The 15,398-nt window shown below is 64.9% G+C and carries 14 protein-coding genes; 9 read left to right on the forward strand and 5 right to left on the reverse strand.

All coding sequences use genetic code 11. From position 1 onward, the window contains the following. Nucleotides 1–16: 16 nt before the first annotated feature. From ACQPZ2_RS37455 to ACQPZ2_RS37485, 7 genes are all read left to right on the forward strand, one after another. Complete coding sequence (locus ACQPZ2_RS37455; RefSeq protein ID WP_433522724.1) at nucleotides 17–1,507, forward strand: FAD-dependent monooxygenase; 1,491 nt, start codon at nucleotides 17–19, stop codon at nucleotides 1,505–1,507. 409 nt (nucleotides 1,508–1,916) lie between these two features. Then, nucleotides 1,917–2,321, forward strand: a complete 405-nt coding sequence (locus ACQPZ2_RS37460) for a hypothetical protein (protein WP_433522725.1) — start codon at nucleotides 1,917–1,919, stop codon at nucleotides 2,319–2,321. Between the two features lie 113 nt (nucleotides 2,322–2,434). Beyond that, the gene (atpB, locus tag ACQPZ2_RS37465; protein WP_433527627.1) at nucleotides 2,435–3,106 is read left to right on the forward strand and encodes a F0F1 ATP synthase subunit A; all 672 of its coding nucleotides are present in this window, start codon (nucleotides 2,435–2,437) and stop codon (nucleotides 3,104–3,106) included. 81 nt (nucleotides 3,107–3,187) lie between these two features. Next, entirely contained in the window at nucleotides 3,188–3,445 is a 258-nt protein-coding gene (locus ACQPZ2_RS37470) for a F0F1 ATP synthase subunit C (RefSeq protein WP_040687366.1), read from the forward strand. Between the two features lie 6 nt (nucleotides 3,446–3,451). Next, entirely contained in the window at nucleotides 3,452–3,955 is a 504-nt protein-coding gene (locus ACQPZ2_RS37475; RefSeq protein WP_063043055.1) for a F0F1 ATP synthase subunit B, read from the forward strand. A 3-nt stretch (nucleotides 3,956–3,958) separates the two neighbouring features. After that, entirely contained in the window at nucleotides 3,959–4,567 is a 609-nt protein-coding gene (locus ACQPZ2_RS37480) for a hypothetical protein (protein ID WP_063043054.1), read from the forward strand. Nucleotides 4,568–4,610: 43 nt separating this feature from the next. Then, entirely contained in the window at nucleotides 4,611–5,330 is a 720-nt protein-coding gene (locus tag ACQPZ2_RS37485) for a Mut7-C RNAse domain-containing protein (protein ID WP_433522726.1), read from the forward strand. Between the two features lie 212 nt (nucleotides 5,331–5,542). On the opposite strand, the gene hutC is transcribed toward ACQPZ2_RS37485, so the two are convergent. Further along, nucleotides 5,543–6,298 (reverse strand): histidine utilization repressor, encoded by a 756-nt coding sequence (hutC, locus tag ACQPZ2_RS37490; protein ID WP_433522727.1) that lies wholly within the window; start codon nucleotides 6,296–6,298, stop codon nucleotides 5,543–5,545. Nucleotides 6,299–6,412: 114 nt separating this feature from the next. On the opposite strand from hutC, the gene ACQPZ2_RS37495 reads away from it, so the two are divergent. Beyond that, a complete protein-coding gene (locus tag ACQPZ2_RS37495; RefSeq protein WP_433522728.1) occupies nucleotides 6,413–7,870 on the forward strand; it encodes a purine-cytosine permease family protein in 1,458 nt (485 codons plus the stop codon). A 141-nt stretch (nucleotides 7,871–8,011) separates the two neighbouring features. Continuing rightward, nucleotides 8,012–10,288, forward strand: a complete 2,277-nt coding sequence (locus ACQPZ2_RS37500) for an Rv1355c family protein (protein WP_433522729.1) — start codon at nucleotides 8,012–8,014, stop codon at nucleotides 10,286–10,288. A 15-nt stretch (nucleotides 10,289–10,303) separates the two neighbouring features. Here the strand turns inward: ACQPZ2_RS37500 and ACQPZ2_RS37505 are convergent, their stop codons facing one another. The 4 genes from ACQPZ2_RS37505 to add all read right to left on the reverse strand — a co-directional run bounded on the left by ACQPZ2_RS37505 (nucleotide 10,304) and on the right by add (nucleotide 15,396). After that, nucleotides 10,304–10,603, reverse strand: coding sequence for a hypothetical protein (locus tag ACQPZ2_RS37505; RefSeq protein ID WP_063043051.1), 300 nt, complete (start codon nucleotides 10,601–10,603; stop codon nucleotides 10,304–10,306). Nucleotides 10,604–10,932: 329 nt separating this feature from the next. Then, nucleotides 10,933–12,234: a glycosyltransferase 87 family protein gene (locus ACQPZ2_RS37510; protein ID WP_433522730.1), complete on the reverse strand. Its 1,302-nt coding sequence runs from the start codon at nucleotides 12,232–12,234 to the stop codon at nucleotides 10,933–10,935. A 197-nt stretch (nucleotides 12,235–12,431) separates the two neighbouring features. Further along, nucleotides 12,432–14,021, reverse strand: coding sequence for a hypothetical protein (locus ACQPZ2_RS37515; RefSeq protein ID WP_433522731.1), 1,590 nt, complete (start codon nucleotides 14,019–14,021; stop codon nucleotides 12,432–12,434). 334 nt (nucleotides 14,022–14,355) lie between these two features. Next, nucleotides 14,356–15,396 carry an adenosine deaminase gene (add, locus tag ACQPZ2_RS37520; protein ID WP_433522732.1) on the reverse strand — a complete coding sequence of 347 codons (1,041 nt, stop codon included), beginning with the start codon at nucleotides 15,394–15,396 and terminating at the stop codon, nucleotides 14,356–14,358. Nucleotides 15,397–15,398 lie beyond the last annotated feature (2 nt).

Raw genomic sequence — 15,398 nt, forward strand, 5'->3', positions numbered from 1 at the left:
CGTTAAGGAGACCGACATGGAAACGACCGATGTGGTGATCGCCGGCGCCGGACCGACCGGGCTGATGCTGGCCTACGAACTGCGCTTGGCCGGCGTGGATGTCGAGCTCGTCGATGGACTTCCGGCGCGCACCGGCGAATCGCGGGCGGGTGGGATCCACGCCCGCACCATGGAAATGCTCGATCAGCGCGGCCTGCTCGACGACCTGTTCCCGCTCGGCCGCGTCATGCAGGCCGGGCACTTCGGCGGCCTGCGCCTGGACTTCAGCGACTTCAATACCCGCTACCCCTACACCCTCGCCGTCCTGCAGTCGGTGATCGAGCGCGAACTCGACCGACGCGCAACCGAACTCGGCGCGGTCGTGCAGTGGGGTTCACCCGTTGTCGGTTTCCATCAGGACGCGGTGGGTGTCGAGGTGGAAATCGGCGGCCCGAATCCACGCCGGATTCGCGCGGCCTACCTGGTCGGCTGCGATGGCGGCCGCAGCGCGGTACGCAAACTGGCGGGCATCGACTACGTCGGCACCGATGCGACCGCGACGGGCATGCTCGCCGATGTCGAACTGGCCGATCCGCCCGCACAGACCGTCTTCGCGCACCGCGCCGGTGCGGGCGACTTCTCTGTGGTCCAATTCGAGCCCGGCTGGTACCGACTGCTCGTGCAGCGCCACGACCTCGTCCTGGAGCGCGGCGCCGAACTGAGTTTCGAGGACTTCCGCGCCAACTTCACCGAACTCGCGGGCACCGACTTCGGGATGCACAGCCCGCGCTGGATCTCGCACTACAGCGATGCCGCCCGCCAAGCCGACCGCTACCGCGTGGGCCGCGTCTTCCTGGCCGGGGATGCCGCGCACATCCACTACCCGGCGGGCGGTCAGGGCCAGAACCTGGGTTTGCAGGACGCGATGAATCTCGGCTGGAAGCTCGCCGCCACCTTGCGCGGCAACGCATCCGATGAACTCCTCGACACCTACGAGTCCGAGCGCCACCCCATCGCCGCGCGCGTCCTGCACAACACCCGCGCCCAGACCGCGCTCGGACGCCCCGGCCCACACGCCGACGCACTGCGCGACATCATGAGCGACCTGATCGATATGGACCAGGTGCGCCACCGCCTCGGCCTGATGATCACCGCACTCGATATCCGCTACGACATCAAGGGCGAGCACCCGCTCATCGGCCGTCGCGTCCCGGATGCCGATATCAGCACCGCCGACAGCGAAACCCGCGTCCACGCACTGCTGCGCGCGGGCCGCCCGGTCCTGCTGGTACTCAATGGAAACGACGTGCCCGCAGTCCCGGAATGGCGCGACCGGGTCGAGATCATCAGCGCCGCCAGCCGCGCCGGGCACTGGTCCATCCCCGGTCTCGGCGAGATCCCGGCCCCCGCCGCCGTCCTGCTGCGCCCCGACGGTTACGTTGCATGGGCAACCGAGGAACCCATGACCGCAGGCTTGACCGAAGCACTCACCACCTGGGTCGGCGCCGCCGACCTCGACTTCACCTGAACCATGCCACCCCGTACAGTTCGGACCGAACGGCAGCGCGCCAGCTATCCAGAGTTTCCGCCCGGATGCGGTATCCGGATACCACGGCGATCGCCCGATCGGCTGCCGCCAGCCGACTCCAGCTCGACCTACCGGCGATTGCTTTAGAATCTCTTTACAAATACATGACCGAAATTAGGCGCCGAACTCGAATAAGCCGAGCAATAGCGGCCAGCGATACGGTGACCGTTTTGTCCGATTTACCCGGCGCGAACCAAGATCTTCGGTTGATCAAGTTGTCTTCGGCATGACACTGTCCCCCGATGGACATCGTACGAAAACCCGCCCGAGAAAGATCAAAAACATTGCCTCGCAAAAGGGTTCCTAATGTGTATGCTATCGATCAATCAAGACCCCACTACGAGGTGGGATGATGACCGAGGACGGTGTCGAGGTGGATGTCAATGCACTCCGAATGCGCCGTGCGACCGTCTTCGCAATAGGCGTCGGCGTGTTGACTCTTGCTGCGGCCGGTCCACTAGACGGGCTGCTGCTAGGCATGTTCATCTGCATCGGACTCGGACTCGGTTGGGTGAATGCCCAACTGACCCGATTGACGGTCAACCGCGTCGCCGACGCCGAGAAACCGAGGAAGCAGGGGTTGTACCTCTCCTCGGCGACTCGACTGATCGCAATAACCGGCGGTTCGCTCGCAGTGGGTTTCCTGGCAAGGCCGCACGGCATCGGAATCTTCTTCGGCCTGGCCGCCTTTCAAGTGATTCTGGTGTTGGTCACCGTCTTGCCTGAAGTGAAGGAGCTTCGCCAGCAATCATGACGAATCAACTCGCCTTCATCGCCCAGTCGGCGCTTCCGGTGCTCGCGGAGGAAGCGCCCGCCGAAGAGCCGAAAATCAAGGTCGGCGAACATGCGGTCGCGCATCTGTGGGGTATGGACTTCAATGTCGACACGATCATTTCGACCGCTCTCGCGGCGGCGATCGTGCTTGGTCTGGCGTTCTACCTGCGGGCGAAGCTGACTTCGGGCGTACCCAACGGCGTGCAACTGTTCTTCGAGACCGTCACGGTCCAGATGCGCAACCAGGTGGAAAGCGCGATCGGCATGAAGGTCGCGCCGTTCGCGCTGCCACTGGCCGTCACGCTGTTCATCTACATCCTGTTGTCGAACTGGTTGTCCGTGCTGCCGGTGCAGTACGGACACGGCGAATTGATCGCACCGCCCGCGTCGGACGTCAATTTCGTCTACGCGCTGGCCCTGTTCGTCTTCATCATGTATCAGGGTGCGGGTATTTATCGGCGCGGCCCCGGTGGCCATGCCAAGCAGTTGCTGAAGGGCCACACCGGATGGGGCCCGATGGTTTTCATCAATGTCATCGAGGAAGTCGCCAAACCGCTCTCGCTGTCGCTGCGATTGTTCGGCAACATGTTCGCGGGCGGCGTGATGGTCTCGGTGATCGCATTGTTCCCGTTCTGGATCAGCTGGGGGCCGAATGCCATCTGGAAACTCTTCGATCTCTTCGTCGGAGCCATCCAGGCATTCATCTTCTCGCTGTTGACCGTCCTCTACTTCAGCCAGTCGATGTCGCTGGAGGACGAGCATTAGCCCCTGCGACGCTTCGTGTCGCTCGAAACAACTACGGATCGGCGCCGCCGATCGATCTCAGTAAAGAACAGGAAGTGAAAAATGGCAGACGCAACAACGGCGGCCATCGTCCAGGGCGCGCTCATCGGCGGCGGCATCATTATGGGCGGTGGCGCCATCGGCGCGGGTATCGGTGACGGACTCGCCGGCGCCGCGTTGATCAACGGCGTTGCCCGTCAGCCGGAAGCCGAGGGTCGCCTCCGCGGTAACTTCTTCCTGACCGTCGGTCTGGTCGAGGCGGCGTACTTCATCAATCTAGCGTTCATGGCGCTTTTCGTATTCGCTACTCCAGGTAAGTAATTCAGTATGACTCCGCGAACGGATGTTGTTGCCGAGGGGAACTTCCTGATCCCCAACGGCACATTCTTCGCCGAGCTTTTGATCTTCCTGATCGTGCTCGGGGTCATGTGGTTCTTCGTCGTTCCGCCGATACGCAAGGTATTGGCGGAACGCGAGGCGAGAGTCGCCGAAACCGCGGTCGACAACAAGGAAGCCAAGTCCTTGTTCGCCGACGCCGAAGCGAAATACCAGGCCGCCGTCGCGCAGGCGCGCAGTGAAGCGGTCGAGATCAGGAACCAGGCGAGGCACGAGGGCCGAATTATCCTCGAGCAGTTGCGAAGTGAAGCGCAGGACGAGGCCGACAGGATCGTCGCGGAATCCGCGACGGAACTGCGGGCCCAGGCGGACCAAGTGGCCGCGGAGCTGCGTGAGGCTGTCGAACCGCTCGCCGAGACATTGGCCGATCGAGTGCTCGGCATCAAGGATCGGCACGCCGGCACCAGCGCCGGCCACAAATCAGAACGAGCGTAGCCAATGAACCTCAACAGCGGCATCCTTGCCGAAGGGGCTATCCGCGCAGCCGGGTCCGAGGACTCGGGCATTTTCCACATCACCTTCGACTGGCCGATCTTCTTCAGCCAGCTCTTCGGTTTCGCGGTCATCATCTTCGTCATCGTCAAATGGGTGGCGCCGCCGGTCAAGCGGCTGATGGCCAAGGCGCAGAACAATATTCAGAAACAGCTCGAGGAGAACCAGCAGGCGGCCGACCGCCTCGTCGAGGCCAAACGCGCCTACGACAACGCGGTGACCGACGCCCAGGCCGAACTCGAGCACATCCGCGAGGACGCGCGCGCCGACGCCGAACGCATCATCGCCAAGATGCGCGAATTCGCCGACGCCGAGGTCGCCCGGGTCCGCAGCCAGGGCCGCGACCAGATCGCCCAGATGCGCACCCAGCTCATCCGCGATCTGAAGGACGAGCTCATCACCACGGTCATGGACAGCACCGAGGAAAAGGTCCGCTACGAGATCGGCTCCACACACGTGGCGGCCGACAGTATCGACAAATTCCTCGAGGACCTCGAGGCGATGGCCAACGCCGAGCCACCGGTCCGCCGCCGCGCCGAGCCCTGGACTTTGTAAAACCGGGTGGTCGCCGGACCGCATGCCCTGGCATGCTGGCCGCGTGAGCACCGCGCAGATCACGATTGATTTCGCGCCCGAATTGCGGCTGTTCGTCGCGGCCGCACAGCGGGACGGTAGCTCCCCCGTGCGGATCGACACCGTGTCGACGCTCGGACATATCGTGGAATCGCTCGGCGTGCCGCTCACCGAGGTGGGCGAACTGCTGGTCGATGGTCGGTCCGTGGACCCGTCGTATCTGCCCATCGACGGCGAGTCGGTGTCGGTGCGCGCCGTGGCGCGCCCGCAGCGATTCGACGAACCGATGCGTTTCCTGCTGGATATCCACCTCGGCACCCTGGCGCGGCGGCTGCGCCTGCTCGGCGTCGACACCGCCTACGAAAATCCGGATATCGGCGACGCCGCACTCGCCACGCGCTCGGCAACCGAACATCGCATCCTGCTCTCCCGCGATCGCGGACTGCTGCGTCGACGCGAAATATTTGCTGGCGCATACATTTACAGTCACCGTCCCGTCGAGCAACTCGACGACGTGCTATCGCGTTTCGCACCGCACCTTGCGCCATGGACCCGCTGCACCGCCTGCAACGGCCCGCTGCGGATAACCGATAAGCAGACCCTGCGCGGCCAGCTCCCGGACGAGACCGAGCGCACCTACGACGCGTTCGCACAGTGCGTCGACTGCGGCCGAACCTATTGGAAGGGTGCACATCACGCGCGTCTCGACGCGATCGTCACCCACGCCATGCAATTCGGCACCTGACCGCGACGCCGCGCACCTTCTGCGCAACGCGCATGTTTCGCGGCAACGCACGATCCACGGCAACACACACGATCCACGGCAACACACACGATCCACGGCAACACACACGATCCGCAGCAACACACACGATCCGCAGCAACACGCACGAAATCGTGGCGAAAATGGGTGTGGCGCGCGGATCGATGCGCGCGAGATGTTCCCGCCCAGCCGGATCAGGCGCCGAACGCACCTTCGAGGCGACTGCGGGAGCCGGGGTGGACCAGGCGCGCCACGCTCACCAAGGCACTCGCGGACCAAGTGCGACGGCGGATCTGGAGGCACGGTTCGGTGCGGCGGATACGCAGTAGCCTGCAGTCCTCCTGGCTGCCCTGTACCGCCTCGACGACGTGCTCACCGCGCACCAGCGGGGCCACCTCGCTGAGGTACCGGTTCGGGGTGATCCCGGCGAAATTCTGGTCGAGATAGCCGGGTGCGGCCGCGGGGTTGACGTAGCGGTCCTCCACCTGGATCGGCACCTCGTCGTCGAAATGCACCAGCAGCGAATGGAATACCGAATCGCTCGGCCAATCGTCGAGCAGTGGGTTGGCGGTGTCGAGAGGTTCGCTGCGCAGAAAGATGACCTCGGTGCGGTGCAGGTGACCGCGCTGCTGGATCTCATCGGCGATATTGCGCACCTCGAACAGCGGCGAGGCCACCTTCGCGGGTGCGACGAAGGTGCCGACCCCCATCATCCGAACGACCACCCCGGCCGCGGCCAGCTCACGCAGTGCCCGGTTGACCGTCATGCGGGAGATTCCGAGCGCGTCGACCAGCTGATGCTCCGAGGGCAGCTGATCCCCCGCGACCCAGCGTCCGGCACCGATCTGCGTGCGGATAAGGGTCTTGATCCGCTCGTACGCCGGTGCCGCATCGGGTCCGGACGCCGCGAACAAGACCGCCAGGTCTGCATCGCCCACCGGGCGGGCCATCGCTACCACCTCTCACGTCGCCTGGCCGCAACCCTAGCCGTTCCGGTTGACAGTCACTTGTATATACAGGACTATGCATCTGGGCAGGCTGTCCCAGCTGCTCCCCTTCTCCTGATGGAAGGCGGATCCATGCCGCACCACGACGAAATCGACGCCGGACTGCCGATCGAGCGCCGCACCATCGAAGTAATTCCCGATGCCGAACGCCACGGCACGCCGCGCAATCAATTCACCCTCTGGTTCGGGGCGAATATGCAGATCACCGCGATCGTCGACGGTGCGTTGGCGGTGGTATTCGGCGCCGACGCGCTGTGGGCGATTATCGGATTGCTGCTCGGCAATATTCTCGGCGGCATCGTGATGGCACTGCATTCGGCGCAGGGTCCGCGGCTCGGATTGCCGCAAATGATCTCCAGCAGAGCGCAATTCGGCGTCCTCGGTGCGGTAGTGCCGCTGTTACTGGTGATCGTGATGTATCTCGGTTTCGCCGCGACCGGTACGGTATTGGCCGGTCAGGCGGTGAACAAGATCCTGCACGTGGACAATTCGACCGTCGGCATACTCGTCTTCGGTGCGCTCACGGCAGTGGTCGCGGTGACCGGCTATCGGCTGATCCACGTGATCGGGCGAATCGCGACCGTGGTCGGCATCATCGGTTTCACGTACCTGACCATCCGGCTGTTCGCCGAATATGACGTCAGCGCCTACGTCGGTACCGAATCCTTCGACATCGCGACCTTCGTCCTCGCGATCTCCCTCGGTGCGGGATGGCAGCTGACCTTCGGACCGTACGTCGCGGACTATTCGCGCTATCTGCCCCGCACGACCAGTGCCCGGACCACCTTCTGGTCCACCTTCGCGGGCAGCGTGCTCGGCTCGCAGTGGGCGATGACGCTCGGCGCGCTGGTGGCCGCGGTCGCCGGAAAAGCGTTCCTGGGCAATCAAGTCGGCTTCATCGGCGACCTCGCCGGACCGTCCGCGATCGCGCTGCTGATCTACCTGGTCATCGTGGTCGGCAAGCTGACGGTGAACTGTCTCAATGCCTACGGCGGGTTCATGTCCATCCTGACCTCGGTGACCGCATTCAACGGTCGGTCGCACACCACCCAAGCCGCGCGGGCGGCCTATATCGTCGGCTTCACCGTGGTGTCGATGCTGATCGCCATCGGTGCCAGCGCCGACTTCCTCGACAACTTCAAGAATTTCGTACTCGTCCTGCTCATGGTCTTCACCCCGTGGAGTGCGATCAACCTGATCGACTACTACCTGATCTCGCGCGAGCGCATCGATATCCCGGCGCTCTACGATCCGGACGGCCGCTACGGACGCTGGAACTTCGCCGCGCTGGCCTGCTATACCCTCGGCATTCTCGCCCAGATCCCGTTCCTCGCACAGAAGCTCTACACCGGCCCGATCACCGATCTGCTCGGCGGCGCGGATATCTCCTGGATCGTCGGCATCGTCTTCACAGCGGCCATCTACTATCCGCTGGCACATCGCACGAGCAACCCGCCGGACCGGATGATCTACCCCGCGGACGCGGTCGCGGCGACCCACGTTCCAGCCGAATAGCACGCGCCGCCCTGCCGCGAACCCACTGACGCGCGGGTCGATTTCGACGATCTCCACCGGCTTGCTCAATCATAACTAGTTACCGGCTGGTCGGGTGTAGACCTTGGTAGAGCGATCCGCACGCACACGCCGGGAGGGGTTTTGCGCATCGATTTGGGCCGGGATCTACGGGAGCGCGCCGACAAGAACGATGACCTTCCCGAATGGCGGCCAATTCATTTCGATCTGGCCATCGATAGGGACCGGTCGGCATTATCCGAACTACTGGCGACAACGGACGTGCGGGTACACGACACGCTTCCCGCGCAATTGCGACAACTCGTGCTCGCACGCGAACCCGCTTGTCCCCATACCGAGTTGGACGAACGCATAGGGCAGCTGCACGGCACGGATCCCGCCGAATACGGCAGGTGGGTGTGGTACCCGTGGTCGGCCGATCTCGTACATGTGTTGCCCGAGACAGAATTTCGGGAAGTCCGCACGGACCGCAACCGCTACCGGATCACCCGGGACGAACAGCAGCGGCTGGCGCGGATGCGGATCGGCGTGGTCGGGCTCTCGGTCGGCAGTGCGGCCGCGCTCACCCTCGCACTCGAAGGAATCGGCGGTTCGTTCAAGATCGCGGACCTCGACCGGCTCGGCCTGTCGAATCTGAATCGCATCCGCGCCCGCGTCGCTGACCTCGGCATCGAGAAGTCGGTCATCGCGGCGCGACAGATGTTCGAGATCGATCCATATCTTCGAATCGAGCGGTGCCCGAAGGGGATTCGACCAGAGGCCGTCGACGACTTCCTGCTCGGCGGCGGTGGTCTCGATCTGCTGGTCGAGGGGTGCGACGATCTGCACACCAAGGTGCTGCTCCGAGAGCGGGCACGCGTCCACGGCATTCCGGTGCTCATGCAGACCAGCGATCGCGGCCTCCTCGATATCGAGCGCTTCGATATCGAACCGGATCGGCCGATCTTCCACGGTCTGCTCGGTTCGGTACGGGCCGCGGATCTGCGCGATGCCACGACACCGGAGAAGATCCCGTACGTCCTCGAAATCCTCGACGCGGCCCGGCTCAGCACTCGCGCGGCGGCCTCGCTGCCCGAGGTCGGACGGACGATCGGCAGCTGGCCTCAGCTCGCCTCCGGTGTGGCGCTCGGCGGCGCGATCGTCGCGGATGCGGCGCGGCGACTGCTGCTCGGCGAACCGGTCGGATCCGGGCGCTACTACGTCGATCCCGGCGAGTTGATCGACGCGAAGCACTGCATCTATCGCGAACCTGCCGCGCCCGCAGCATTATTCGCGATCGCCGACGAGGCCCGAAGGGATCCGCCGCTGCCACCGCAACCATCGGAGCGCGCAACGGCATCCGACGATGCCGTGCGGTGGATCGCGGCCATGGGCACACTGGCACCCTCCGCACACAATGCGCAGCCGTGGGCGCTGACCTGGCGGCGCGATAAGGCGGTCCTGGAGTGCCGTCACGACCCGAGACGCGACCTGCCCAGCCTCGACTTCGCGCACGGCGCAACGTGGGTCGCGTTCGGAGCGCTGCTGGAGAATATCGAGCTCGCGGCCGGGCAACTCGGATTGCGCACGCAGATCCGGACGTGGCCCAGAGCCGACCTCGTCGCCACGGTCGAACTGTCCGGCGCACCGGAATCGGCGGCGTCACCGCTCGTCGCGCATATCCCGACCCGGGTCACCAACCGGCGGCGCGAGTTGCGGCGACCGCTCGATGCGGAGACGGCGCAATCGCTGGTTACCGCCTGTGGCGAATTCGGCGGACGATTGCAGCTGTCCTGCGAGAGAACGGAATTGGCGGAGCTCGGCGCGCTGATCGGCGCGAGCGATCGCATCGGTCTGCTGAACCGGGCGATGCACCGCGAAGCGATGAGCGGCTACCGGTGGACACCCGAGGAAGTGCGAGCCGAACCCTACGGTCTCGATATCGCCACCGCCGAACTCACCGCGGCCGAACGCGGAGCGCTGCGACTGCTCAGCCAGTGGCGGGTCGCGGAATGTCTGGCCGAGATCGGCGGCGGCCGTGCGCTGGAAGACCTTTCGCGGCGCGCGGTGGCAGGCGCCGCCGCGGTCGGGCTGCTGACGATGCCGGGTGTGTCACGCGAAAGCTATCTGCGCGGCGGGCGCACCATGCAGCGGATGTGGCTCACCGCGACGGCGAAAGGCATTGCACTGCAACCGATGACCGCACTGCCCTACCTTTTCGCCCGCCTCGAACGCGGCGGTGGCCACGGCCTCTGTAAACGCGAGCAGGCCGAACTCCGCGAGCTGCGCGAGCGCTATCGACGGGTGTTCGAGACCGATGCGGACCATGCCGAGGTGCTGCTGTTCCGACTCGCGTACGCGGGACCTCCGACGGCGCGTTCGCTGCGCCGCCCGTTGGTTCAGGTCCTCGATCTCGTCTGACTCGCGAACCGCCGACTACGAGGCGTGGTGCGTCGGGTGGTAGTGCTCCCAGGCGTCGGCCAGTGCCTTGCGCACATCCGAGGGCAGGTAGTCCCGGATCTCCGCACACAGATGGACGCTGTTCCCGCAGTCGTCGCACCAGATCCGGACCGTACGCGCGTCCTTGGCAACGGCGGCCGCGATCCAGTCGGCGCGCATATTCCCGTGATCGACGGTGGCTACCCATCTGTCCCCGTAGCCATCGACATCCTGATGGATGGCATTGACCATGGTCACCGCGAACATCGGGTTGGGCTGAGCCTTCTTCTTCGTCATAGCGGGAAAACCTCCGGCCCTGTCGAGCGAAATATTCGTGCGACACCGAAGTAATACCTCCCGGCGAGCGGGAGGTCCAGCAACCTGGCGGTGACCGATTGCTTCGCGACGCAGGAAGCAACCGTAACCCCGGCCGACCTACCCGGCAAGAGATCGATTTCGGGTGGAAACCGAAGGGAATCCGCAGGTAAAGAGATCGCAAAGGCCCTAGGCCAATTGCCGGTACGGCGCCGCTGCCGCCCATGCCGCCGCGTTGAGCGCCCGCATGATCTGGGCCACAGCAACCCCTCGGCCGGAACCTGGCCTGCCCTACCGGATTCCGGGATCGGTCATGGGGAAGGGGTTGGGCACGAAGGAGACTCCGGATCGCGGCGCCGCGGGAGCGGGAATCGGATCGAACGCTCGGCCGAACGCTCGCTCAGGGCGGACCGGCCGTCCCGGCGCAGGTGTATCCAGGCCGCGATCAGAACGATCAGGAATTCGATGACGTAGCCGTTGATCAAGACCTTGGTGATCGGCCACCACGGCGGCAGCAGGAACACTCCGATCGACACCCAGGTCTTGCTCCAGTGATAGGTCCACGAGGCGGTCACCGTGAACAGCAGCGCCGCCCCAACCCACCAGCGCCAGTTGTCCAGCCCCTTGTGCACGAGGAAGACGAACAGCGGCACGAACCACACCCAGTGGTGTCCCCAGGAGAACGGCGACACCGCGCAGGCGGTGAGACCGGCCAGAGTGATCGACAGCAGCCGCTCACCTCGCTGATACAGCGCCGTCGTGACCATCATGCTGGCGATCGTGACCGAGCCCGCGATGAGCAACCACAACCACACCGGTGCGGGCCCGTCGAGCAGATGCGCGATGACACCGCGAATGGACTGGTTGGACGGATGGTTGTCCGGCGCGATCCGGTTGGATTGAAAGAACGTCGAGGTCCAGTACTGCCGGGAATCGGCGGGCAGGGCGACCCAGGCGAAGGCGACCGATGCCACGAAGGTGGCGAATGCGGTAACCGCCGCGCGCCACTGCCGCAGGGCCACGAAATAGGCGACGAAGTAGATCGGGGTGAGTTTGATGCCCGCCGCGAGTCCGACGCCGACGCCACGCAGTTTGCTTCGGTCCCCGCGCAGCGCGTCCAACAGCACCAGCAGCATCAGCACCAGGTTGATCTGCCCGAAGTAGAGCGTTTGGCGCACCGGCTCGATGAATACGCAGCTGGCCGCGATCAGCACGCTGACCACCACCAGCCGAGTCGTGATCCGATAGCCCAGCAGCCGCCAGCTGAGCAGCACACAGGCGATGAGCACGGAGAGGTTGACCGCCAACCAGGTGTTCGTCACGTACCCCCACGGCACCAGGTAGATCGGCACGAACGCGATGGTGGAGAACGGCGTGTAGGTGTAGAGCAGCCCGCGCATGGTCGGCTCGGTGTACAACGGCATATCGTGCACGATGCGCCACGCACCGTCCCGATAGATGTGCACGTCGAGGCCACCGACCAGAAACCCGCCCTTGTCCAGGAAGGGATCGATGGTGGTGAAGAGCAGGATCACCGACAGCAGGGCGCTCCCGGCGAGCAGGTATATCGCTGGTCCCGTACGCGGAAACTCCAGCTTCCGGGTGTCTCGCACCGATCCGCTATGACCGAGGCAACACCGTCGCAGGATTCGAAGTACAGGATCCTGTTGGGTGATAAGACCTCATCACGTCGACCGATCCATCCCTTCGTCCCGCACCTGCTGCACTACGGCGATAACCAGTTTTTAACGTACCTAATGACCCGCGCCTGCATCATGCCCCGAAGCGCCGGGGCAAGCAAGCCGCGGGATCACCGTTGCCTGCTGGCCCTGGCCCGCCTGCGCTCCGCCTGGAGTTCGGCAAGTTCTTGTTCGAGCATCTCGGCGATGCGGAACTGCCCGGTGTCGTGGATATCGGGCGTGCGAACCACCTGGAGGTGCGAATCCGGCTCGGCGGGTGCGCTGCCCTTGCCGCGCGCGTTCTCGGTCGTCCTGCTGTCCTTCCTGCCCTCGAGTGAACTGGGCTTGCGCGCCGTCGCCGCGGCCGAACCGTTGCCCCTGCGCAGTGCCGACACGACCGACGGCTTGTTCTCCGCGGCGGGCTTCTCCTGGCTCACCGGGGCGGCCTTCCGCGCGGGCGCCTTGGCCGGGGGCGGCGGGGTCTCTACCTTCGCGACGGGCTGGGTCTCGGCCGTAGCGACCGGCTCGGGTGTGGCCGGTGCGAAGGGGTTGTTCTTCGCGACCACCGGCTTCGCGGCCACCGGCGCGGTCGGCTCCTTGACGACCGCGGGGCGGTTCGCGGCCTTCGCGGGAGCGGGCCGCTGCTCCGCCGCCTGGGGCTCCGCATTGTCCGGCGCCTGGCCGTTGGTCGGCGCGCGACGCTTCTCGGGTGCTTCCGAACCCTCCTGCGCGGCAGGGCTTTCCCCTTCCGGCGACTCCTCGACCTCGACCGCTTCGGCCTCCACGATCTCGTCGACTGCCAGCTCGGCGTCCTGTTCCGCACCTTCGGCACCCGTCAGTGCCGCATGCTCCGCGGACTCCCGCTCCGCCCCCGGCGCCACCAGGGCCGCCTGGGTGTTCGCGCGGTAGGACGCGATCGATGGCATCGTCTGCTTGAGTTGTTCGGCCGGATCGGGCAGCTCGCGGACCTGCTCGGTGGCCCGGTAGATGGCCAGGCCGTAACGCGCGCTGGCCGCGTCGTGAATGAGCAGGGCGACACCGATCATCACCGGCGCGACCGCGTGCACACCGGTCTCGTACCACTCCCCGTCACGCAGATAGGGGTAGGTGTTGAGGGTGACAGTCAGTGACAGCAGGGCGATTTCGGCCGCGGCGACCTGTCGGCGGTTGTCGATCACGCCCCATTCGGCGACCTTGTTGGTGCCGACCATGATGATGATCAAGCAGACGCTGATCATCGCCTCGATGAGGTAGCTGAACCAGTACAGCGGATCGGAAGGCCCGCCGGGCGCGATGTTGTGCTGCACATTGACGGCGGACCACAGCATGCCCGCCGCCACCACGCCGGCCAGTGCGCGCAGTGACCATCCCCGGTGCCGGTACAGCGACGCCAATTTGGCGTGCGGGCTGGATTCCCGCCGCTGTGCCGCAATTGCCTTGCGGGCTACCAATAGATCTCTGATGTCGGCCTTCTCGATTGCTTCAGTGGTCTGCCGGGCGCGGTCGGCCGCGGAGGCCGCGGCCTGAACCTGTTTCCATCGCTGTGCGCGATCCTCGCCGCGAATCTTCTCCGCGAGCTCACGCTCGGCGATCAGTTCGTCCTCGGAGAGCGCCTCGGTCAGCGCGGGATCGAACTGGTAGGCCAGTCGGCCCCTGGCCCGCTCGACCCTCCTCGCGAGCTGTCCGACCTCGTCCTCGATGGGATGATGCTCGATGGTCAATTCGACTCCCAGCGGGAGAGATTCGACGGCAGACAAGTGATCACGCGTGGGAACGGCACCAGACATTCATAGTCGATTCACCGTTGCCAGCGAAACTGTCAATTTGCCGCCGGTGGGTCGTCTTGCGGCGTGCCGCGCGCGACACACGCATGCGAAGTTTCGATTTAACGACGATTCGGCACTCGTGAACGCCGCCCGCCGCGCAATGAACATCCGGTTCACCGGCCCGGATTCGCTGCGGTGCGACTGCTTGCGACCAGCAAACAGCCAACCAGTCGGTTCATTAAAGGGGTGTCGACACATTCGGGCGTGTCGCCGCCAACTGGTCGATAGGTCAGGCGATTTCGGATCCGCTGGGCCGGTGCGCCGCGACATAGTCATCGATCTCGCGCAGGAAGCCGTCCAAGCGGCCCGGCGTCAGCCAGGAGGCGCGGAACGAGTTCTTGGCGAGTTCGACGATACGGTCGAGATCGAGGTTCGCGTTGGCGGCGAGAGACAGATAGTTGTCGGCCGCATAGGCGCCGAAGTAGGCCGGATCGTCACTGTTGACGGTGACCGCGAGGCCGCGATCGAGCAGCGTCACGATCTCGGTCGACTTCATCTGTTCGGTCACAAAGGAATTCGAGACCGGACAGCAGGTGAATCCGATGCCCTTGGTCTCGGCGAGTTCGACCAGGCGCTCGTCCTCGACGATATTGGTGCCGTGGTCGATGCGGTCGACGCCGATATCCTCCAGCGCCTGCCTGATGTGTTCGATCGAGCCGTCCTGATCGATATCGCAGTGCATGGTGAGCAGGAAGCCCTCGCGGCGGGCCCGCTCGAAGACGGCCGCGAATTTACTTGGCGGATTGCCTCGTTCGTCCGAATCCAGTCCGACGCCGATGATCCAATCCTTGTACGGCAGCGCCTCGAGCAGCGTCGCCATCGCGAACTCGGCCGAATAGTCACGCAGGAAGCACATGATCAGCTCGGCGGAGATGCCGAACTCCCGGCGGGCCCGCACGATCGCCGAGCGATACCCGCCGATCACGGTGCCGAATTCGACACCGCGCCCGGTATGCGCCTGCGGGTCGAAGAACATCTCGACATGTCGGATGCCGTCGGCGTGCGCCCTTGTCAGATAGGCGAAGGCCAGATCGTCGAAGTCCTGCGACTGCTGCAGCACCCGCATGGCCGGGTAGTACACCTGCAGGAACGAGGTCAGATCGTGGAACTTATAGGTCTGCTTCACCTCCTCGACCGTCCGCTCGGTCAGTTCGATCCCATTGCGTTGCGCCAGCCGGAACTTCAAATCCGGCTCCAGCGTCCCCTCCAGATGCAGATGCAATTCGGCCTTGGGCAGGCCGCGAACGAATGCGGCGAGATCCGTTGACATGC

It is taken from the genome of Nocardia pseudovaccinii (assembly GCF_050942345.1).
Taxonomy (GTDB): Bacteria; Actinomycetota; Actinomycetes; order Mycobacteriales; family Mycobacteriaceae; genus Nocardia; species Nocardia pseudovaccinii.

What these genes read in the sequence shown, in the direction of transcription:
- ACQPZ2_RS37455 (WP_433522724.1), top strand. Translation starts at nt 17, where the DNA reads ATGGAAACGACCGATGTGGTGATCGCCGGCGCCGGACCGACCGGGCTG.
- ACQPZ2_RS37460 (WP_433522725.1), top strand. Translation starts at nt 1,917, where the DNA reads ATGATGACCGAGGACGGTGTCGAGGTGGATGTCAATGCACTCCGAATG.
- atpB (WP_433527627.1), top strand. Translation starts at nt 2,435, where the DNA reads ATGGACTTCAATGTCGACACGATCATTTCGACCGCTCTCGCGGCGGCG.
- ACQPZ2_RS37470 (WP_040687366.1), top strand. Translation starts at nt 3,188, where the DNA reads ATGGCAGACGCAACAACGGCGGCCATCGTCCAGGGCGCGCTCATCGGC.
- ACQPZ2_RS37475 (WP_063043055.1), top strand. Translation starts at nt 3,452, where the DNA reads ATGACTCCGCGAACGGATGTTGTTGCCGAGGGGAACTTCCTGATCCCC.
- ACQPZ2_RS37480 (WP_063043054.1), top strand. Translation starts at nt 3,959, where the DNA reads ATGAACCTCAACAGCGGCATCCTTGCCGAAGGGGCTATCCGCGCAGCC.
- hutC (WP_433522727.1), bottom strand. Translation starts at nt 6,298, where the DNA reads ATGGCCCGCCCGGTGGGCGATGCAGACCTGGCGGTCTTGTTCGCGGCG.
- ACQPZ2_RS37495 (WP_433522728.1), top strand. Translation starts at nt 6,413, where the DNA reads ATGGAAGGCGGATCCATGCCGCACCACGACGAAATCGACGCCGGACTG.
- ACQPZ2_RS37505 (WP_063043051.1), bottom strand. Translation starts at nt 10,603, where the DNA reads ATGACGAAGAAGAAGGCTCAGCCCAACCCGATGTTCGCGGTGACCATG.
- add (WP_433522732.1), bottom strand. Translation starts at nt 15,396, where the DNA reads ATGTCAACGGATCTCGCCGCATTCGTTCGCGGCCTGCCCAAGGCCGAA.